We start from the raw sequence: 18632 nt of genomic DNA, 5'->3' as shown, positions 1-18632 counted from the left end.
TGTCATCATCCAATCTGCTCCAGCACGATCTCGCCGCGCGGCGTGGCCAGGCGGGCACGCAGGCCGTCGCGCGCCTCCAGGGCCAGCAACTGCACCCCGCTGGCGGGCATCTGGTCGCAAGGATGGGCGGCACCCCACTCGATCAACACCGGCAGGGCTTCGCGCTTGAGCCGCCGCCCGTCCTCGCGCAGCGCGATGCGCCAGCTCAGCGCGCCGCGCGAGGCCGCCACCGGCTCGCCCGCGTCCACGCCCTCGCTGCGGCACTGCGCCAGCGCCGCATCCAGATTCGGCACCCGCGCCACCCAATGAATCAGGCCCGCGCCATCCTGCAGGCGCTGCTGCAGGGCGGGCTGGTCCAGGTCGAACCAGCGCGCGCGGCCCGGCGGCGGCGCCTCGGGGTCCATGGCGATGATCTCCAGATAGCAGCGCGGATACAGCGCCGAGCTGATATTGAGCAGGCAGTTGTGCGTGCCCATCAAGGCGTGCTTGCCACCGGGCAGGGGCGTGACGCCCAGCACCTGCTCGCACCAGGCCCCGCCCTGCGCCAGGCTGGCCGCCGCCACCACCAGATGATCGGTTTCCATCGTCGTCAAAGCCTTATCTGTCCTTGGATCAGGGGCGTGATATCGCCGCCGATCCAGATGTCATCACCCTGGCGCCGCACATGAACCCGGCCCGCGCGTTGCAAGGCCGTGCCCTGTGAAACCACATAGGCCGCGGGCGCCAGCCCGGCGCCCATCATCCATTGCGCCAGGCCGGCGTTCAAGCTGCCGGTGACGGGGTCTTCGGGCTGGGGTAGCCCCGGCACGAAGGCGCGCACCTCGAACTGCGCCGGCGCGCCCTCGGGATAGGCACCCACCACGCCCAGCTCGAGGCCCTGCATGGCCGAATAGTCGGGCTGCAGCGCCAGCACCGCGGCTGCGCTGCGCAATCTGGCGCCGATCCAGGGCGGACCATTGGCGACCCAGACCACGTCGAGCAAGTCCTGCTCGGCCAGGCGCAGGGACCGCGCCACCTGCTCGCGCAGCGCCGCCTCCACCGGCCCGCTGCGCCGCAACGGCGGCGCCGCAAACGCCAGGCGCGCGCCGTCGCGCCGCACGCGCACGAGGCCGACGCCGCATTGCTGCACCAACTCGTCCGCGCGCCTGGGCGCACCGCCGTGGCTCAGCCAGACATGGGCCGAGCCCAGGGTCGGATGGCCGGCAAAGGGCAGCTCGCCGGCCGGCGTGAAGATGCGCAGGCGGTAGTCGGCGGCCGGGTCGCTGGGCGGCAGCAAGAAGGTGGTCTCGGACAGCTGCGTCCAGCACGCCAGCGCCTGCATCTGCGCATCACTGAGCCCCTCGGCGTCGACCACCACCGCCAGTGCGTTGCCCCGCAGGGCCAGGTCGGTGAACACATCCACCTGGGCAAAACGTCGTGACTTCATGGCTCCGGATTGGCGGCAGGCCCAAGCGGCCCGGGCCGATATTAGGGGGCCGACGGCCACCGACACCAGTACAGCCAAGCGGCCATGCACACACACTGTATTGCCGGCTTGACCGCACAAGGCAAGGCATGACCCCAGCGCCGCGAGGCTGCGCGTCTTTACCCTTGCGGGCCCATCGGGCGGGGTATATAAACCGTGTTGACGCGAGTCAAAAGCAATCCGTCACTCCATTCGCCTAAGCGCTTGCACGCGTCGCAAGCGGAGGCCAGCTACCAGGTGTGCCGATCGTCCTGATCGCTGCCCTGCTGAGGAGGTCGCCATGCATGCACAAGCGCAATCGCATCGATGGTCGCAGGGCACGCCGGACTGGCCGGTGGCCTGTATCGCAGGCCTGGTGGCCGGCGCCGTGATGATGGTGCTGGAGCTGGTCTGGTCGGCGGTACTGAATGACGTCAGCCCCTGGCATACCTCGCGTCTGGTGGCCGCCATCATGCTCGGGCCACAGGTCCTGCAAGGCTCCGGCTTCGACTTCGCCGTTGTCAGCGTCGCCTTGCTAACCCACTATGTGCTTGGCCTGGTGTTCGGCATCTGCATGGCCTATGTGATCGCCGGCTTCCACTACGAGTCCAGCGCCGCCATGATGGAGGTGATCGGGGCCGCGGCCGGCGTGGTGGTCTACTTCGTGAACTTCCATGCCATGAGCACGGTGTTCCCCTGGATGAGCGAGCTGCGCGGCTGGGGCACCTTCATCGCGCACCTGATCTTCGGCATCAGCGCCGCCAGCACCTACTGGCGCCTGGCCCTGTACCGCACGCCTCACTGACAAGCAGGTTCGCTGCGCCGGGCGCAGCCTCCATACGCTGGAAGGAGCTGGGCATGATCTTGGCCTTGGTGTTGATCATCATGGTGCTGGGTTCGCTGGTGTTCCACTTCGTCAACCCCTGGCATGCCCCGGCGCTGGCATCCAACTGGCTGGAGATGGACCGCACGCTGGACATCACCTTCGCGGTGACCGGCCTGTTCTTCGTCGTCCTCAACCTGCTGCTGGTCTGGCTGCTCGTGCGTTTCAAGCACAAGCCCGGCCAGCGTGCCGCCTACCAGCCCGAGAACCACCGGCTGGAACGCTGGCTGATCGGCATCACCGCGCTGGGCATCATCGGCCTGCTGGCGCCTGGCCTGCTGGTCTACGCCGACTATGTGCGCCCGCCCGCCAACGCCATGCTGGTCGAGGTGCTGGGCAAGCAATGGCAGTGGCGCTACCGCTTCCCCGGCGCCGACGGCAAGTTCGGCAGCAGCGATGCGCGCTTCATGACGGCCAGCAACCCCTATGGCCTGGACCCGGCCGACCCCAATGGCCAGGACGATGTGCTGGTGGAGGGCTCGGAGCTGCATCTGCCGCTGAACCAGCCGATGAAATTCCTGCTGCGCTCGGCCGATGTGCTGCACGACTTCTACATGCCGCCGATGCGCGCGCGCCTGAACATGGTGCCCGGCACCGTCACCAGCTTCTGGTTCACGCCCACCGAGGCGGGCCGCTACGAGGCCCTGTGCGCGCAGCTCTGCGGCATCGGCCACGCCAATATGCGCGGCAGCGTGGTGGTGGAGGCATTGCCGCAGTTCCAGAGCTGGCTGGGCGGCCAGGCGCGCTTCAGTCAACCGGCCGCCGCGGCCGCGGTGGCCGACACCCCGGCGGCGCGCGGCGAGGCGCTGGCCAAGGCCAAGGCCTGCGTGGCCTGCCACAGCGTGGACGGCTCGGCCGGCGTGGGCCCGACCTGGAAGGGCCTGTACGGCAAGACCGAGACCCTCGCCGATGGCAGCACGCACCAGGTGGACGCGGCGTTCCTGCGCGGCGAGATCACCGACCCGCAGGCACGCGTGGTGAAGGGCTTTGCGCCCATCATGCCCAAGATCGAACTCAGCAGCGACGAGGTCAACGCCCTGGTGGCCTATATCGAGTCGCGCGGCAAATAGACAGCCCTGACCAACGAGGAGCGCATGAGCCATTCCGAGCATGACGAACCGCAGAGCTTCTGGACCAAGTACGTCTGGAGCCAGGACCACAAGGTGATCGCGATCCAGTATGGCGGCACCGCGGTGCTGGTAGGCCTGGTGGGCCTGCTGCTGTCCAATCTGATGCGGCTGCAGATCGGCTTCCCGGGCCAGTTCGAATTCATCAACGCCGAGCGCTATTACCAGTTCGTCACCATGCACGGCATGATCATGGTGATCTACCTGCTCACCGCGCTGTTCCTGGGGGGTTTCGGCAACTACCTGATCCCGCTGATGGTGGGGGCACGCGACATGGTGTTCCCCTACCTGAACATGCTGAGCTTCTGGGTCTACCTGCTCTCGGTGGTGGTGCTGATGATCAGTTTCTTCGTGCCCGGCGGCCCCACCGGCGCGGGCTGGACGCTGTATCCGCCGCAAGCCATCCTGCCCGGCACGCCCGGCCATGACTGGGGCATCATCCTGATGCTGGTCTCGCTGGTGATCTTCATCGTCGCCGCCACCATGGGCGGCCTGAACTATGTCACCACGGTGCTGCAGGCGCGCACCCGCGGCATGAGCCTGCTGCGCATGCCGCTCACCGTCTGGGGCATCTTCACCGCCACCATCCTTGCCCTGCTGGCCTTTCCGGCCCTGCTGGTGAGCGGCATCATGATGCTGCTGGACAAGACCATAGGCACCAGCTTCTTCATGCCTGCGCTGGTCTCGATGGGCCAGATCACCGAGACCAAGGGCGGCAGCCCGCTGCTGTTCCAGCACCTGTTCTGGTTCTTCGGCCACCCCGAGGTCTATATCGTCGCGCTGCCGGCCTTCGGCATCGTCTCCGACCTCATCAGCGTGCATGCGCGCAAATGCATCTTCGGCTACCGCACCATGGTGTGGGCCATCCTGGCGATCGGCGTGCTGAGCTTCGTGGTGTGGGCCCACCATATGTTCGTCAGCGGCATGCACCCCTACTTCGGCTTCTTCTTCGCCACCAGCACCCTCATCATTGCCGTGCCCACCGCGATCAAGGTCTACAACTGGCTGCTCACGCTGTGGCGCGGCGATATACATCTGAGCGTGCCGATGCTGTTCGCGCTCGCCTTCATCTCCACCTTCATCATCGGCGGGCTGACCGGGCTCTTCCTCGGCAACGTCAGCGTGGACATCCCGCTCTCGGGCACCTACTTCGTGGTGGCGCATTTCCATATGGTGATGGGGGTGGCGCCGCTGCTGGTGGTGTTCGGCGCGATCTACCACTGGTACCCCAAGATCAGCGGCCGCATGCTGGACGACCGCCTCGGCCATCTGCATTTCTGGGTCACCTTCATCGGCACCTACGCGATCTATTTCCCCATGCATTACCTCGGCCTGCTGGGCATGCCGCGGCGCTACTACGAGTACCGGAACTACCAGTTCATCCCCGATTCGGCCCACCAGCTCAACACCTTCATCACGGTGGCGGCCATCATCGTGGGCATCACCCAGCTGGTGTTCGTGTTCAACCTGCTGTGGAGCCTGAAAGCCGGCCGCAGAGCCGAGCCCAATCCCTGGCGCGCCGCCTCGCTGGAATGGTTCACCCCCGACACCCCGCCGCGTCATGGCAACTGGGGTGTCACCCTGCCGGTGGTGCACCGCTGGGCCTATGCCTATAGCGTGCCGGGCGCGCCGGAGGACTTCATCCCGCAGACCGCACCGCTGTCCGCCGGCGGTGTCGAGGGCCCCGACGCCAGCCATGGCACGCCCCGGGAGCAACTGGCATGAACGGCCTGGCCGCCGCCTTGCAAACCGGCGCCTGGCCACGCCCGCAGGCCGCCGCCAGCACCGGCCTGTGGTTCATGATGGCGGTGTCGAGCTCGATCTTCTTCCTGCTGCTGGTGGCCTATGTGATGCGGCTGAACGGGCTGGAGGGCTTCCCGCTCGCCCTGCCCTGGCAGTTCATGCTCAGCAGCGCCCTGCTGGCGCTGGGCGGCCTGGCGCTGGAACTGGGCCGCCGCTCCGCCACGCGTGACGCCCGCGGCTTGCGCTGGGGCGGCCTCTGTGCCCTCGCCTTTGTGCTGGTGCAGCTCTGGGGCTGGCAGGCCCTGGCGGCGGCACGCGTGCTGCCGAGCGGCAACCCGGCGGCGAGCTTTCTCTACCTGCTCACCGCCATGCATGGCCTGCACGTGCTGGGTGGCCTGTGGGGCTGGTGGCGCTGCCTGCGCGCCTGGCCGCGGGCCGATGCGGCCCAGCGCGCCACGGGCCTGGCGCTGTGCGCACGCTTCTGGCATTTCCTCTTGCTGCTCTGGGCATTGCTTTACGCCACCCTGGGCTGGCTAACCCCCGAACTGGTGCGTGCCATCTGCGGCACGCGCTGAACCAGCACCACCAAGGAGCCCCCCATGACCGCCAGCTCCACCACCGGCAGCAGCGCCCCAGGCTGGCGCGGCCTCGTCGAGGACTGGGCAGCCGACCAGCAGGCCTTCCAGGTGCCCTGGGGCAAGGCCATGATGTGGATCTTCCTGCTCAGCGACACCTTTGTGTTCAGCTGCTTCCTCACCGGCTATATGGCGGTGCGCAACAGCACCACCGTGCCCTGGCCCAATCCCAGCGAGGTGTTCTCGCTGCAGATCGCCGGCCAACCGGTGCCGCTGCTGCTGATTGCCATCATGACCTTCGTGCTGATCAGCAGCAGCGGCACCATGGCGATGGCGGTGAACTGCGCCTACCGGCGCCAGCGCGGCGCGGCCGCGGCGCTGATGCTGGCCACCGCCCTGCTGGGCGCTACCTTCGTGGGCATGCAGGCCTTCGAGTGGACCAAGCTGATCCACGAGGGTGTAAGGCCCTGGGCCAATCCGATGGGGGCGGCCCAGTTCGGTGCCTGCTTCTTCATGATCACCGGCTTCCACGGCCTGCATGTCTCGGCCGGGGTGATCTACCTGGCCGTCGTGGCGCGGCGCGTGCAGCAGGGTCGCTACGAGCATGGGCCGGGCGGGCCCAACTACCAGATCGTCGAGATCGCCGGCCTCTACTGGCACTTCGTGGACCTGGTCTGGGTCTTCATCTTCGCGCTCTTCTACCTGTGGTGAGGTCAGCCATGCATGCAAGCAGTCAAGAGCACCAGCAGCCTCCGATCGCCCTGTATTTCAAGGTCTGGGGCCTGTTGTTCGTGCTCAGCACCATGTCCTATCTGGTGGACTATTTCCAGCTCCATGGCCTGCTGCGCTGGAGCTTGATCCTCGCCTTCATGGCGCTCAAGGCCGGGCTCATCGTCGCCGTCTTCATGCACATGGCCTGGGAACGGCTGGCGCTCATCTACGCCATCCTGCTGCCGCCGCTGCTGCTGGCGGTGTTGATCGGGCTGATGTTCAGCGAGGCCAGCTGGGTGCACCAGATGCGCAGCTTCTATTTCAAATGACATGAGCAACGACTCCAGCCTCAGCCTGGATCTCGCCGGCGCACGCCGGCCGCTCTGGCGCAGCTACTTCGAACTCGGCAAGCCGCGCGTGGTGGCGCTGATGAGCTTCACCGTGCTGGTGGGCATGCTGCTGGCCCGCCCCGGCCTGCCGGACTGGCAGGTGCTGCTGTTCGGCAATCTGGGCATCGCCCTGGTGGCGAGTGCCGCCGCCGCCGTCAATCACCTGGTGGACCGGCGCATCGACGCCTTGATGGCACGTACGCGCGGCCGCCCCCTGCCCACCGGCAGCCTCGGCGCGCCCCAGGTGCTGGCCTACGCGCTGCTGCTGGGGAGCGCCGGCATGGCCCTGCTGATGGCCTACACCAACCCGCTGTGCGCCGCGCTCACGCTGGGCTCGCTGATCGGCTATGCCGGCATCTACAGCCTGTATCTGAAACATGCGACGCCGCAGAACATCGTCATCGGCGGTGCCGCGGGCGCCGCGCCGCCGCTGCTGGGCTGGGTGGCGGTGCAGGGGCAGCTCGAACCGGGCGCCCTGCTGCTCTTCCTCATCATCTTCATCTGGACGCCGGCGCATTTCTGGGCCTTGGCGATCCACCGGCGCGAGGACTACGCGCGCGCCGCCGTGCCGATGCTGCCGGTCACGCATGGCGTCTCGCATACCAGCCGGCGCATCCTGCAGTACACCTGGGCGCTGGTGTTCACCAGCCTGCTGCCCTGGGCCATCGGCATGAGCGGCTGGCCCTATCTGCTGGGCGCGCTGCTGATCGGCGCGCGCTACCTGCAATGGAACTACCGGCTGCGGCGCGACAAGCTGCAGGCGATGATGAGCTTCCGCTTCTCCATCGCCTACCTGTTCGCGCTATTCGGCCTCCTGCTGGCCGATCACTTCCTGCTGCTAGCTTGAGCAGCGGCCCTCAGGGCGTCGGCTCGACCTGCGTTTCCAGCGCCTCGCGCAGCACGCGGCCGAGGATTTCCACGCCCTCGGCGATCAGCTCGGGCGTCAGCGTCACGAAGGAGAGGCGCAGCGCGCGCGGGTCCGGCGCGCTGGCGTAGAAGGCGGCGCCCGGCACATAGGCGATGTTCGCCTCCACCGCCTGCGGCAGCAGGGCCATGGCGTCGAGGCCGGCCGGCAGGCGGATCCAGAAGAACATGCCGCCCTTGGGACTCTGCCATTCGCAGCCCGCCGGCAGATGCTGTTTCAGCGCCGTGGCCATGGCATCGCGATTCGCCTTGTAGCGGGCACGGATCTTGGGCACATGCTCGTCCAGGAAGCCGTTCTTGATGACCTCATAGACCACGCGCTGGTTGAAGCCCGGCGTGTGCAGATCGGCCGCCTGCTTGGCCTGCAGCAGCTTCGGGTAGAGCTCCTTGGGGGCGATGATGTAACCGAGCCGGAAGCCCGGCGTCAGCACCTTGGAGAAGGAGCCCAGGTAGATGGAACCCTCGGGCCACATCGAGGAGAGCGAGGGCAGCGGCGGCTCGTCGAACCAGAGGTCGCCATAGGGGTTGTCTTCCACGATGGGCACGCCGGCCGCCTTGGCCGCGGCCATCACGGCCTGGCGGCGCTCCAGGCTCATGACGCGGCCGGTGGGGTTCTGGTAGTTCGGCAGCAGATAGGCGAAGCGCGTGCCCGGCGCGTCATGCGGCAGCTTGGCAAAGGCCTCGGGCAGGGGGCCCTGCTCGTCGCTGGCCAGGCTGGTGAAGATCGGCTCGTAGGGCGTGAAGGCCTGCAGCGCGCCCAGATAGGTGGGCGTTTCCACCGCCACCGGCGCGCCGGCGTCGCACAGGATCTTGCCCACCAGGTCCAGGCCCTGCTGTGAGCCGCTGGTGATCAGCACCTGGTCCGGGTCGACCTGCATGCCCAGCGAGGCCACGCGCTTGGCCACCCATTCGCGCAGCGGCGCAAAGCCCTCGCTGGCGGCGTACTGCAAGGCCTCCTTGGCGTTCTCGCTCAGCACCTTGTCGCAAGCGGCCTTCAGCGCCTCCACCGGGAAGGTGTCGGCCGAGGGCAGGCCGCCGGCCATCGAGAGGATGCCGGGCTTCTCGGTGACCTTGAGAATCTCGCGAATGATGGACGGGTTCATGCGCGCGGCGCGGCGCGCCTGGGTCCAGATGGTGCTCATTGCTTGTGTCTCCTGCAAATCAATCCGTCGTTGTACCACCGGGGGTACAGATCCAATCCACCGCCGCCTGCGCCTGCAGTGCGGTGCTGTCGAAAAATGGCAGCGGGCTGAGCGGCTGCGCGCTGGCGTCCAGCAGCAGGCCGATCTCGGTGCAGCCCAGGATCACCGCCTGCGCACCGCGCCCGGCCAGCGCCCGCACGGCCTCCAGGTAGAGCTGGCGCGAGGCCGGCAGGATCTGGCCGCGGCACAGCTGCTCATAGATGATGCGGTTCACCTCGTCCGCCTGCGCCGCCGCGGGCGTCAGCAGCTCGATGCCGTGGCGCTGCATGCGCAGGTGATAGAAGGAGCCCGGCTCCATGGTGTAGCGCGTGGCCAGCAGCCCGGCGCGCCGGATGCCCTGCGCGCGCAGCGCCAGCGCGGTGGCATCGACGATATGCAGCAGCGGCAGGCCGGCCGCGGCCTCGATCGCGTCGGCCACGCGATGCATGGTGTTGGTGGCCAGCAGCAGGCCTTCAGCGCCGGCCGCCTTCAGGCCCGCCCCGGCCGCGCCCAGCAGGGCAGCGGCACCGACCCAGTCGCCGGCGCGCTGGCGCGCCTCGATGTCGGCGAAATCCACGCTGTGCATCAGCACCGGGGCGCTGTGCAGCCCGCCCAGGCGCGTGGCCACGCCGCGGTTCAGCAGCGCGTACAGATGCGCGCTGGATTCCCAGCTCATGCCGCCCAGCACACCCAGCAGCCTCATCGCGCCTCCTGTGCGAGCGCGTGCACGGGCATGCGCTTGCCCAGCCAGACCACGGCAATCACCGCCAGCGCAAACAGCAGGGTCACGCCATCCAGCGCCTCGCCCAGGATCGGCACGGCCAGCAGCATGGACAGAAAGGGTTGCAGCACCTGCACCTGGCTGACGCGCACCGCGCCACCCAGGGCCAGCGCCCGGTACCAGGCAAAGAAGCCCAGCCACATCGAAAACAGCGCCACGTACAGAAAGCCGCCCCAGGCCGCCGCGCGGATCGGCTGCGCGGGCCAGAACAGCCAGGCCGCGGGCAGCGTCAGCGGCAGGCTCAGCACCAGCACCCAGCTGATCACCTGCTCGGGCTTGATGGCCGCACTCAGCTGGGCGCCGCTGACATAGCCGGCCGCGGCGCTCAGCACCGCGCCCAGCAGCAGCAGGTCGGCCGTCTGCAAGCCGGCCGCGCCGCGCCACCAGGCAAAGCCCAGCACCAGGGCCAGCCCGGCCACCGCGCAGGCCCAGAAACCCAGGCTGGGACGCTGGCGCAACGCCAGGGCCGCGATCACCGCGGTGGCCAGCGGCAGCACGCCCGAGATCACCGAGGCATGCACGGCATCGACCTGGCGCACCGCATAACCCAGCAGCAGCGGCCAGCCGAACACCACGCCCAGGGCGGTGAAAGCCAGCAGCGCCCATTGGCGCCCCTGCGGGCGCGGCGCCCCGGTCCAGCGCAGATAGGCGATCGACAGCAGCCCCGCCAGCGCCGCACGCCCCAGCGCCACGAACTCGGGCGGCAGTTGCGGCGCCTCGGCGCTGCCGCTGGCCAGGCGCGTCATCGGGATGCTCAGCGCAAAGATGAACACCCCCAGCGCCCCCAGGGCCAGGCCGCGGCGCAGATCGGCGGGCGCGCTGGAGGCCGTGGATGGGAGGGCTTGGGGCTGCGAAGGCATCCGGCCAGTCTATGGCCGGATGCAGTACATGGCCAATACAGTCAGCCGATCAGCCAGCTTTTCTGTATTGGCATGCTGACCAGCACAGCCGGTCAGGGCTTCAGCACGAACTCCACCGGCAGCGCCGACCTGGGCAGCCTGACCAGGTGCGCCGGGGCGCTGACCACCTGCGTGCAGCTCACGTTGTCGGCCGGCGGCTTGCCTTCCTGGTACGCCACCTGCAGCGCCGCGCCGTTCGACGCAACCCCGCTGATCGCCACGCTGGCGCAGCCGTTGGCGCGCTCACCCAGGAACACCGCCACCACCATCTGGGTGCCGAAGTCCACCGCCGGCAGGGCCGGTGCCGGCGAGTTACCGGCCACATGCTGGTTCCACAGCTCGGCCCAGGCAGCCTGATCGAGCACCGCCGCATTGCGCGCCTTCTTGACGCCCGAGATGCTGCGCTGGTCCAGGCTCAGCAACTGACCCACCGTCACCGTGACATCGGCGCTCACGCTGCCAAAATCCTCGCGCGTGGCGCGCACATGGTAGACACCGTTGGCCATCGGCGCGGTATAGCGGCCGTTGAGTGCCTCGACCGCGCCGCCATTGGCCTCCTGCAGCGCCCACTTCACCGGCAGGCGCACATAGACCACATTGGGCGGGTAGTTGAGGTCGGCCATCAGGGTCTGGCTGGCGCCGGCCAGCATGCTCACGGCCTGCGGCTCCACCGTGATCCAGGGCTGGAACGGCGCTGGGTCCACCGGATCGGCGGCATTCGCCAGCACGCCCAGCAACTGCACTTGGCGGGCCTTGCTGAGCCGCATGTGCAGGGCGTCCAGCAGCTTGTCCTGCGCGTCGCCCTGGTTGGGGTTGGCGGACGTGGCGGCCTTCAGCGGCGTGCCGAGGAAGTCTCCCAGGTTGCGGATCTCGGTGGTGGGCGCCAGCAGCTTGCTCACATCGGCCTGGGCCAGCTTGACCTTGTCGACGCTGAGGGCCTTGCCGGCCGCGGCATCGAAGCCGGCGAAGTAGGCCGCGGCATCGCGCCGCGCCAGCCTGGTCGTGACCATCTCGGTCAGCAGGGTCAGGTTGGCCATTTCGCCGTTGCCGCCGGGCACCGCCAGCGAGCGCAGCTGCAGGCCGCTGCTGGCATGGGTGAGCTCCAGGGCGCAGGGCAGCTCGCCCGCGGGAATGCTCAGCTTGTAGCTGCCGTCCGCCGCGGTGCTGGTCGTGCCCTCGCCCTTCAGGCATTTGGCGCGCACCTGGCCACCCGCCACCGCCAGCCCCACGGCCGCCGTGCCCTGCAGGGCCAGCGGCTTGGCGGTCTCGCTGCCACCGCCGCCGCAGGCGCTCAGCCCCGCCGCCACCAGCCCCGCCATCAGCATCACGCGCATTGCGCTGTTGTTGTTGCTTGCTTTCACTTTCGTCATCGCTTTCCTCCTCCGTTTGAGTGCGATGTGGGATAATATTCCACACATCAAAGTCCACGTCAACCGGTTGACAATGCCGGCCGTGCCGCAAGGCCAGACCCCAGACCCCAGACCCCAGACCCCAGACCCAGACGAGGCCCAGCCGCCATGCCACAGGCAGTGAACACCAACCCACGCAGGAGCGCAGGCCGCGCCGGGCGGAGCCGCGCATGAAGTCCGCGGCCACATTGGCGCTGGAGTTCAGCCTCAAGGTCGTGCGGCCGCTGGCACGCATGCTGATCAAGAGCGGCGTCGCCTACCCGGCCTTCGCCCAGGCCTTGAAGACCGAATTCCTGGCCGCCGCGCAGCAGGAACTGAAGCAGCGCGGCATGCCGCAGACCGATAGCGCGGTGAGCCTGCTGTCGGGCGTGCACCGGCGCGATGTGCGCAACCTGACGCGCCCCGCCGAGGTCAAGGCCGCCGATGCCGAGGCCTTCCGCCCGCTCAGCCTGGCGGCCGAGGTGGTGGGCCGCTGGCTCAACGACGCCCCCTTCCTGGACGCCCAGGGCCGCCCCAAGCTGCTGCCGCGCAGCGCCGGCGACGACAGCTTCGACGCCCTCGTCACCCGCGTCAGCAGCGATGTGCGGCCGCGCGCGGTGCTGGACGAATTGCTGCGCCTGGGCGGCGTGGCCGAAGAGCCGGAAGGCATACGCCTGCTGGCCGAGGAATTCACGCCCCGCCAGGGCCTGGAAGAACTGGCCTGGCTGTGCGCCGACAACCTGCGCGATGCGCTCTCGGCGGGCACCGCCAACCTGCTGGGCGAGGACAAGTTCCTGGAGCAATCCATCTTCGTGGACGAACTCACGCCGGCCTCGGTGGCGCGGCTGCACCAGGTCTCGCGCCAGGCCTGGCGCCAGGCTTTCAAGCTGGTGATGCAGGAAGCCCAGGACCGTTTCAATGACGATGCCCAGCATGCCGAAGCGGCACAGAAGAACCAACGGGCCCGCTTCGGCGTCTATTTCTATGCAGAACCCATGAATGAGGGAGAGAAGCCATGAAGCCCAACCATCTGCTCGCGGGCCTGCTGGGCCTGCTGCTGAGCGCCTGCGGGCCGGGCACGGGAGGCTCGGGCCTGACCACCGAATCGCACGGCTATCTGGCCCTGGCGGGTGCCAAGTCGGCCCCCCTGTGCAGCGCCCCCTGGGCCGACCAGCTGGCCTGCGGCCTGCCGCCCGGTAGCAGCGGCGTCTCGCCCGACCACCCCGGCACCGCCAAGGTGCTGTACGCCAGCAGCGCCAGCAACCCCGAATTCGTGCTGAGCTTCGAGGGCAACGAGCTCAAGCTGGAGGGCGGCTGCCCACGCCTGAGCTATAGCGGTGAATGGGGCCAGCCGGGCAGCGGCGCGGCCGCCTTCTTCGGCGGCTACCTGGATGCCGGCCTGATCCAGCCGGTGCTGGCGATGGGCACCGTGCAGGCCTTGGCGCCCAGCAGCGACGGCACGCCGCGCCTGCAGCTGGAGCTGCGCAGCGCCAGCGGCCAGGTGCTGGCCCTGCTGCAGCTGCAAAAGCTCAGCAGCGGCGCCCAGGCCAGCCCGCGCGGCTGCCCCTGAGGGGGCGCCGGCAGGACGCCGGAGCAATACAGCACCAGTACACTTGGCTGCTGCATTGTTGTTCGTTCATTGCCGGAGAGCCCACCATGAGCCACAGCGCCGCCGCCTCACCCCTCTCGCGCGATGCCAGCACCCCGCTGGCCCAGCAGCTGGCGCTGCGCTTTGCCGAACGCATCCAGCAGCGCCTGCTGCTGCCGGGCGCGCGCCTGCCCTCGGTGCGCGAATGTGCGCGCCACCATGGCGTGAGCCCCTACACGGTGGTGGCAGCCTACGACCAGCTGCTGGCCTCGGGCATGCTGGAGGCGCGCAAGCAGCGCGGCTTCTTCGTGCGTGATCTCCGTGATGCACGCCCGCACGCCAAGCAGCCCGCCCCCAGCCCGGCGGGCAACGCACCGATCGACGCCTCGGCCCTGATACGCGGCATGTTCCAGGCCGACGCGCGCCATGCGCCGGGCCTGGGCACCCTGCCGGGCGACTGGCTGGACCTGCCGATGCTGCAGAGCGCGATGCGCCGCGTCGTCAGCCAGAGCGAGGAGCCAGACCAGCTGGCCCTGCAGTACGGCGAGCCCGGTGGCGACCCGCGCCTGCGCGCCGCGCTGGCGCGCCGGCTGGAGGACATCGGCGTGCATGCCGCGCCCGAGCAGATCGTCAGCACCGTGGGCGCCACCCATGCGCTGGACCTGATCACGCGCAGCCTGCTGAGCCCCGGCGATGCGGTGCTGGTGGACGACCCCGGCTGGGCGATCGAGTACGCACGCCTGTCGCAGGCGGGCATGCGCCTGCTGCCGGTGCCGCGCGGCCAGCAGGGCCCCGATCTGGACGTGATGGCGCGCCTCATCGAGGAGCACCGGCCGCGCATGTATGTGACGGTCTCGGTGCTGCACAACCCCACCGGCCACAGCCTCTCGCTGGCCAGCGCGCACCAGATCCTCAAGCTTGCCGAGGCGGCCGACCTGATGATCGTGGAGGACGACACCTATGCCTTCCTGGCGCCCAACCATGCGCCGCGGCTCTCGGCCCTGGACGGGCTCAAGCGCACGCTCTATGTGTCGGGCTTTTCCAAGATCCTCACGCCGGCCTGGCGCGTCGGCTATGTGGCGGCCAGCGCCGACAAGGTGCACCAGCTCACCGAGCTGAAACTGCTCTCCACCCTCACCACCAGCCCGATGATGGACCGCGCGGTGGCGATCTGCCTGGAGCAGGGCCAGCTGCGCCGCCACGCCGAGCGCGTCATCACCCGGCTGGATGCGGCGCGCCAGCGCGTCGTGCGCCTGGCCGAGGAGGCCGGCTGCGAATTCGTGACCCCGCCGCAAGGCCTGTTCGGCTGGCTGGAGGTGGGCATGGACACCGAGCGCCTGGCGCAGCGCATGCTGGATGCCGGCTGGCTGATCGCGCCGGGCCTGCTGTTCAGCCCGACGCGCCGCGCCGGCACGCTGATGCGCATCAACTTCGCCACCTCGCAGGACGCGCGCTTCTGGCGCCTGCTGCAGCAGCTGCGCGAGAGGCGCTAGGCCTCAGCGCGCGCCGAGCGCCTCCCAGCGCTCCAGCAAGCCCATCAGCTCGTCCTCGATCTGGCCGGCGCGCGCCGTCACCTCGGCCAGGCGCGCGGCACCCTGGGTGTAGAGCTCGGTGCCGGCCAGCAGGGCGGCCACCTGGGCCTGCTCGGTCTCCAGCGCCTCGATGCGTGCGGGCAACTCGTCCAGCTCGCGCTGCTCCTTGTAGCTGAGCTTGCGCTTCGGCGCCGCCGGGGCCGCTGCCACAGCCGGTGCGGGCGCGGGGGCCGGTGCGGGCGCCGGCGCCTGCTTGGCTTGCAGCGCCGCGGCACGCTTGGATTGCAGCAGCCAGTCCTGCACCCCGCCCTCGTACTCGCGCCAGCGCCCGTCGCCCTCGCTGACGATGGTGGAGGTGACGACGTTGTCGAGGAAGCGCCGGTCATGGCTGACCAGGAAGACGGTGCCGTCGTACTCGGCCAGCAGCTCTTCCAGCAGCTCCAGGGTCTCGATGTCGAGGTCGTTGGTGGGCTCGTCCAGCACCAGCACATTGGCGGGGCGCGCGAACAGGCGCGCCAGCAGCAGGCGGTTGCGTTCGCCGCCGGAGAGGCTCTTCACCGGCGAGTTGGCGCGCGCGGGCGAGAACAGGAAGTCGCCCAGATAGCTTTTCACATGCTTCTTCTGGCTGCCGATCTCGATCCACTCGCTGCCGGGGCTGATGGTGTCGGCCAGGGTCGCGTCCAGATTGAGCGTGTCGCGCATCTGGTCGAAATAGGCCACCGAGAGGCGCGAGCCCTGGCGCACCTCGCCGCTGTCGGGTGCCAGCTCGCCCAGGATCAGTTTCAGCAGCGTGGTCTTACCGGCGCCGTTGGGGCCCACCAGGCCGACCTTGTCGCCGCGCAGGATGGTGGCGGTGAAGTCGCGCACGATGGTGCGATCGCCATAGCTCTTGAACACATTCTCCAGCTCGGCCACGATCTTGCCGCTGGCGCCGCCGGTGTCGATGTCCAGCTTGACCTTGCCCTGCACATCGCGGCGCGCCGCATGCGCCAGGCGCATCGCCTCCAGGCGCTGGATGCGCGCCACGCTGCGCGTACGGCGCGCTTCCACACCCTTGCGTATCCACACCTCTTCCTGCGCCAGCAGCTTGTCGAAGCGGGCATTGAAGAGCGCCTCGTTCTGCAGCTCGTATTCCTTGGCGGCGGTGAAGGCCGCGAAGTTGCCGGGGTAGCCGCGCAGCTGGCCGCGGTCCAGCTCGACGATGCGGTTGGCGACGTTGTCGAGGAAGGCGCGGTCGTGGGTGATCAGCAGCAGCGAACCCTTGAAGTTGTTGAGCAACTCCTCCAGCCAGGTGATGGCGTCCAGGTCCAGGTGGTTGGTGGGCTCGTCCAGCAGCAGCACGTCGGGCTGTGCCACCAGGGCGCGGCCCAGGGCGACGCGCTTCTTCAGTCCGCCCGAGAGCGCGCCCACCAGGCGCGAGCCGTCCAGGCCCAGGCGCTGCAGGGTCTCGTCGACGCGCTGTTCCCAGTTCCAGGCACCGATGTGCTCGATGCGTTCCTGCACCCAGGCGAGGTCGTCGTTCTCGTCGTGGATCTCGTAGCGCGCGCGCAGCGCCTTGGCCTCGGCCACGCCCTCGCTCACCACCTCGAAGATGGTGGCATCGGCACGCAGCTCGGGCTCCTGCGGCACGTAGACGCTGGTGAGGCCCTGCTGCAGCTGCAGCAGGCCATCGTCGAGCTTCTCCAGGCCGGCGAGGATTTTCAGCAGCGAGGACTTGCCCGTGCCGTTGCGGCCGATCAGGCCGACGCGCTCACCGATTTCGAGTGAGAAGTTGGCGCCATCCAGCAGGGCGACATGGCCGAATGCGAGATGGGCGTTGCTAATTGAGAGGACTGCCATGGGGCCGATTGTCCCCGACGCGGCCGCTCCGCCCGTTTCGGCCGCTTTTCTTTCAGTCGTCGGAGGAAAAGCCCGAGGCCTTGACGATGGGCCCCCATTGCGCGCGCTCGGCCGCGAGGCGACGCGCATATTCGGGCGCGCTCAGCGAGAACGGTTCGAAGCCGAGCTTGGCCAGGCCCTCCACCACCGCGGTCTCGCGCAGCGCCGCGCGCACCAGGTCGGCGATGCGGTCGACGGTGGCCGGCGCCGCCTTGGCCGGCAGGAACAAGCCATAGCTCTCCACGCCCTCGATGCCCTTGAAGCCCTGCTCCTCGAAGGTCGGCACCTCGGGCGCGAAACGCGAACGGCGCGTGTCGGTCACGCCCAGCAGGCGCACCCGGCCCGAGGCCAGATGCGGCAGGAAATCGCCGATGCTGAAGCAGCCCGAGGCGATCTGGCCGCCCATCAGGTCCTGCATGCCGGGCGCGGCGCCGCGGTAGGGCACATGGGTCAGCTTGATGCCGGCGGCGCGCTCGAACTGGTTGCCCAGGAAATGCGGCATCGCGCCCGCGGCCGGCGAGGCATAGGCGGCGCTCTGCGCATTCGCCCGCGCCCAGTCGGCAAACTGGGCCAGCGTCTTGACGGTGGCCGGCACCATCGGACCGACGCCAAAGCCGCAGGTGGAATGCGCCAGCGGGCCCACCGGCACCACATCGGACTCCGGCTTATAGGCCAGCTTGCGATAGGCATGCGGGTAGATGGTGAACATCGACGAGGGGCTCAGCAGCAGCGTCATGCCATCGGGCGCCGCGTCCTTGAGCGCCGCAATCGCCAGGCGGCCGCCGGCGCCCACCTTCTGCTCCACCAGCACCGATTCGGCCATGCGGCCGCGCCAGGCCTCGGCGACGCGGCGCGCGGTCGTGTCCACGGAGCCGCCGGCCGGGAAGCCCACCAGGATGCGCGGCAGGGCGCCCTGGGCGCGCGCCAATGGCCCGGCCAGCAAGGCCGCCAGGCCCAGCGTGAGTTCGCGTCGATGCATCGAAAAGTGCTTGGTCATGGCTTGGGTCTCCTGTCGGTTTTGGTCGGCTTGGCGGGTGGAATCGGTTGGGCCGCCGCGGTGGCCACCCAGGCCAGCCGCTCGAGATCGGCCTTCAAGGCGCTGCCGCGCTCGCCCAGGCCCTGCAACAGGGCCTGGTCGTGGGCGCGCACCAGCTGCTCCAGCTTGGCCAGGGTGCGGCGGCCATGCGCGGTCAGGTGCAGGCCCCAGGAGCGTGCGTCGCTGGGATCGTCGCGCCGCTCCGCCCAGCCCTGCTCGGTCAGCCAATCGGTCAGGCGCAGCGCGCCGCTGCGGTGCAGCCCCATCGCCTGGGCCAGCAGGCCCTGGCGCATGCCGGGATTGCGGGCCACCAGCACCAGCGCGGCAAAGCGCTGCGGGCTCACGTCCAGCCCCTCGGTGGCGCGGTAGAAGTCCAGGTAGAGCGCGTTCTGCGCGCGCCGCAGGGCATAGCCCAGCAGCTCGTCCAGCACGCCGTAGTCGAGCCCGGGCACGGGCAGCAACAGCCCCTCGGGAACCTGCGCTTGGGAACTTGCCGTCTTGCTCATGGCTTCAGGATAAATATCGTTGCATAGCGCAACAATCTCACTTACCC

At 69.1% G+C, this 18632-nt stretch carries 19 protein-coding genes; 10 read left to right on the top strand and 9 right to left on the bottom strand.

The features are described 5' to 3' along the window. Positions 1 to 5 precede the first annotated feature (5 nt). A complete protein-coding gene (locus PFX98_RS09350; protein WP_285234929.1) occupies positions 6 to 584 on the bottom strand; it encodes a VOC family protein in 579 nt (192 codons plus the stop codon). A gap of 5 nt (positions 585 to 589) precedes the next feature. Next, on the bottom strand, positions 590 to 1426 hold the full coding sequence (locus tag PFX98_RS09345) for a PhzF family phenazine biosynthesis protein (RefSeq protein WP_285234928.1): 837 nt from the start codon (positions 1424 to 1426) through the stop codon (positions 590 to 592). A 319-nt stretch (positions 1427 to 1745) separates the two neighbouring features. Here PFX98_RS09345 and PFX98_RS09340 point away from each other — a divergent pair, with 319 nt between their 5' ends. From PFX98_RS09340 to cyoE, 7 genes are read left to right on the top strand one after another with little or no spacing between them, the layout of a single operon-like run. Continuing rightward, positions 1746 to 2249 carry a hypothetical protein gene (locus PFX98_RS09340; RefSeq protein ID WP_285234927.1) on the top strand — a complete coding sequence of 168 codons (504 nt, stop codon included), beginning with the start codon at positions 1746 to 1748 and terminating at the stop codon, positions 2247 to 2249. Between the two features lie 53 nt (positions 2250 to 2302). Then, positions 2303 to 3397, top strand: a complete 1095-nt coding sequence (locus tag PFX98_RS09335) for a cytochrome c oxidase subunit II (RefSeq protein WP_285234926.1) — start codon at positions 2303 to 2305, stop codon at positions 3395 to 3397. Positions 3398 to 3421: 24 nt separating this feature from the next. Continuing rightward, positions 3422 to 5179, top strand: coding sequence for a cytochrome c oxidase subunit I (gene ctaD / locus PFX98_RS09330; RefSeq protein WP_285234925.1), 1758 nt, complete (start codon positions 3422 to 3424; stop codon positions 5177 to 5179). After that, positions 5176 to 5772: a cytochrome c oxidase subunit 3 family protein gene (locus PFX98_RS09325; protein WP_285234924.1), complete on the top strand. Its 597-nt coding sequence runs from the start codon at positions 5176 to 5178 to the stop codon at positions 5770 to 5772. Before ctaD ends, PFX98_RS09325 begins: the two co-directional genes overlap by 4 nt. Positions 5773 to 5796: 24 nt before the next feature. Then, on the top strand, positions 5797 to 6483 hold the full coding sequence (locus PFX98_RS09320; protein ID WP_285234923.1) for a heme-copper oxidase subunit III family protein: 687 nt from the start codon (positions 5797 to 5799) through the stop codon (positions 6481 to 6483). Between the two features lie 8 nt (positions 6484 to 6491). Next, on the top strand, positions 6492 to 6812 hold the full coding sequence (locus PFX98_RS09315) for a cytochrome C oxidase subunit IV family protein (RefSeq protein WP_285234922.1): 321 nt from the start codon (positions 6492 to 6494) through the stop codon (positions 6810 to 6812). Between the two features lies 1 nt (position 6813). After that, positions 6814 to 7719 (top strand): heme o synthase, encoded by a 906-nt coding sequence (gene cyoE / locus PFX98_RS09310; RefSeq protein ID WP_285234921.1) that lies wholly within the window; start codon positions 6814 to 6816, stop codon positions 7717 to 7719. Between the two features lie 10 nt (positions 7720 to 7729). On the opposite strand, the gene PFX98_RS09305 is transcribed toward cyoE, so the two are convergent. The 4 genes from PFX98_RS09305 to PFX98_RS09290 form a co-directional block, all read right to left on the bottom strand. Further along, a complete protein-coding gene (locus PFX98_RS09305; protein WP_285234920.1) occupies positions 7730 to 8938 on the bottom strand; it encodes an aminotransferase-like domain-containing protein in 1209 nt (402 codons plus the stop codon). Between the two features lie 19 nt (positions 8939 to 8957). After that, positions 8958 to 9680: an aspartate/glutamate racemase family protein gene (locus PFX98_RS09300; RefSeq protein ID WP_285234919.1), complete on the bottom strand. Its 723-nt coding sequence runs from the start codon at positions 9678 to 9680 to the stop codon at positions 8958 to 8960. Continuing rightward, entirely contained in the window at positions 9677 to 10618 is a 942-nt protein-coding gene (locus PFX98_RS09295; protein ID WP_285234918.1) for a DMT family transporter, read from the bottom strand. Before PFX98_RS09295 ends, PFX98_RS09300 begins: the two co-directional genes overlap by 4 nt. 92 nt (positions 10619 to 10710) lie before the next feature. Further along, complete coding sequence (locus tag PFX98_RS09290; protein WP_285234917.1) at positions 10711 to 12027, bottom strand: hypothetical protein; 1317 nt, start codon at positions 12025 to 12027, stop codon at positions 10711 to 10713. A gap of 209 nt (positions 12028 to 12236) precedes the next feature. Between PFX98_RS09290 and PFX98_RS09285 the strand changes: the two genes are divergently transcribed. The 3 genes from PFX98_RS09285 to PFX98_RS09275 all read left to right on the top strand — a co-directional run bounded on the left by PFX98_RS09285 (position 12237) and on the right by PFX98_RS09275 (position 15126). Next, the gene (locus PFX98_RS09285) at positions 12237 to 13064 is read left to right on the top strand and encodes a DUF6502 family protein (protein ID WP_285234916.1); all 828 of its coding nucleotides are present in this window, start codon (positions 12237 to 12239) and stop codon (positions 13062 to 13064) included. Further along, entirely contained in the window at positions 13061 to 13615 is a 555-nt protein-coding gene (locus PFX98_RS09280; protein ID WP_285234915.1) for a hypothetical protein, read from the top strand. The genes PFX98_RS09285 and PFX98_RS09280 overlap by 4 nt, the downstream gene beginning before the upstream one ends. Before the next feature lie 86 nt (positions 13616 to 13701). Further along, positions 13702 to 15126 carry an aminotransferase-like domain-containing protein gene (locus PFX98_RS09275; RefSeq protein WP_285234914.1) on the top strand — a complete coding sequence of 475 codons (1425 nt, stop codon included), beginning with the start codon at positions 13702 to 13704 and terminating at the stop codon, positions 15124 to 15126. A gap of 3 nt (positions 15127 to 15129) precedes the next feature. On the opposite strand, the gene PFX98_RS09270 is transcribed toward PFX98_RS09275, so the two are convergent. From PFX98_RS09270 to PFX98_RS09260, 3 genes are read right to left on the bottom strand one after another with little or no spacing between them, the layout of a single operon-like run. Further along, on the bottom strand, positions 15130 to 17004 hold the full coding sequence (locus PFX98_RS09270) for an ATP-binding cassette domain-containing protein (RefSeq protein WP_285234913.1): 1875 nt from the start codon (positions 17002 to 17004) through the stop codon (positions 15130 to 15132). A gap of 52 nt (positions 17005 to 17056) precedes the next feature. Further along, on the bottom strand, positions 17057 to 18040 hold the full coding sequence (locus tag PFX98_RS09265; protein WP_285234912.1) for a Bug family tripartite tricarboxylate transporter substrate binding protein: 984 nt from the start codon (positions 18038 to 18040) through the stop codon (positions 17057 to 17059). Beyond that, the gene (locus PFX98_RS09260) at positions 18037 to 18585 is read right to left on the bottom strand and encodes a MarR family winged helix-turn-helix transcriptional regulator (protein ID WP_285234911.1); all 549 of its coding nucleotides are present in this window, start codon (positions 18583 to 18585) and stop codon (positions 18037 to 18039) included. The genes PFX98_RS09265 and PFX98_RS09260 overlap by 4 nt, the downstream gene beginning before the upstream one ends. Between the last annotated feature and the right edge of the window lie 47 nt (positions 18586 to 18632).

The organism is Paucibacter sediminis (assembly GCF_030254645.1).
In the GTDB taxonomy this organism is placed as follows: Bacteria; Pseudomonadota; Gammaproteobacteria; order Burkholderiales; family Burkholderiaceae_C; genus Paucibacter_B; species Paucibacter_B sediminis.
The sequence above is the reverse complement of the archived record's forward strand: the minus strand, read 5'-3'. Positions and strand labels throughout refer to the sequence as shown.

Coding starts and splice junctions, on each gene's coding strand:
- PFX98_RS09350 (WP_285234929.1), bottom strand. CDS start 584: ATGGAAACCGATCATCTGGTGGTGGCGGCGGCCAGCCTGGCGCAGGGC.
- PFX98_RS09345 (WP_285234928.1), bottom strand. CDS start 1,426: ATGAAGTCACGACGTTTTGCCCAGGTGGATGTGTTCACCGACCTGGCC.
- PFX98_RS09340 (WP_285234927.1), top strand. CDS start 1,746: ATGCATGCACAAGCGCAATCGCATCGATGGTCGCAGGGCACGCCGGAC.
- PFX98_RS09335 (WP_285234926.1), top strand. CDS start 2,303: ATGATCTTGGCCTTGGTGTTGATCATCATGGTGCTGGGTTCGCTGGTG.
- ctaD (WP_285234925.1), top strand. CDS start 3,422: ATGAGCCATTCCGAGCATGACGAACCGCAGAGCTTCTGGACCAAGTAC.
- PFX98_RS09325 (WP_285234924.1), top strand. CDS start 5,176: ATGAACGGCCTGGCCGCCGCCTTGCAAACCGGCGCCTGGCCACGCCCG.
- PFX98_RS09320 (WP_285234923.1), top strand. CDS start 5,797: ATGACCGCCAGCTCCACCACCGGCAGCAGCGCCCCAGGCTGGCGCGGC.
- PFX98_RS09315 (WP_285234922.1), top strand. CDS start 6,492: ATGCATGCAAGCAGTCAAGAGCACCAGCAGCCTCCGATCGCCCTGTAT.
- cyoE (WP_285234921.1), top strand. CDS start 6,814: ATGAGCAACGACTCCAGCCTCAGCCTGGATCTCGCCGGCGCACGCCGG.
- PFX98_RS09305 (WP_285234920.1), bottom strand. CDS start 8,938: ATGAGCACCATCTGGACCCAGGCGCGCCGCGCCGCGCGCATGAACCCG.
- PFX98_RS09300 (WP_285234919.1), bottom strand. CDS start 9,680: ATGAGGCTGCTGGGTGTGCTGGGCGGCATGAGCTGGGAATCCAGCGCG.
- PFX98_RS09295 (WP_285234918.1), bottom strand. CDS start 10,618: ATGCCTTCGCAGCCCCAAGCCCTCCCATCCACGGCCTCCAGCGCGCCC.
- PFX98_RS09290 (WP_285234917.1), bottom strand. CDS start 12,027: ATGACGAAAGTGAAAGCAAGCAACAACAACAGCGCAATGCGCGTGATG.
- PFX98_RS09285 (WP_285234916.1), top strand. CDS start 12,237: ATGAAGTCCGCGGCCACATTGGCGCTGGAGTTCAGCCTCAAGGTCGTG.
- PFX98_RS09280 (WP_285234915.1), top strand. CDS start 13,061: ATGAAGCCCAACCATCTGCTCGCGGGCCTGCTGGGCCTGCTGCTGAGC.
- PFX98_RS09275 (WP_285234914.1), top strand. CDS start 13,702: ATGAGCCACAGCGCCGCCGCCTCACCCCTCTCGCGCGATGCCAGCACC.
- PFX98_RS09270 (WP_285234913.1), bottom strand. CDS start 17,004: ATGGCAGTCCTCTCAATTAGCAACGCCCATCTCGCATTCGGCCATGTC.
- PFX98_RS09265 (WP_285234912.1), bottom strand. CDS start 18,040: ATGACCAAGCACTTTTCGATGCATCGACGCGAACTCACGCTGGGCCTG.
- PFX98_RS09260 (WP_285234911.1), bottom strand. CDS start 18,585: ATGAGCAAGACGGCAAGTTCCCAAGCGCAGGTTCCCGAGGGGCTGTTG.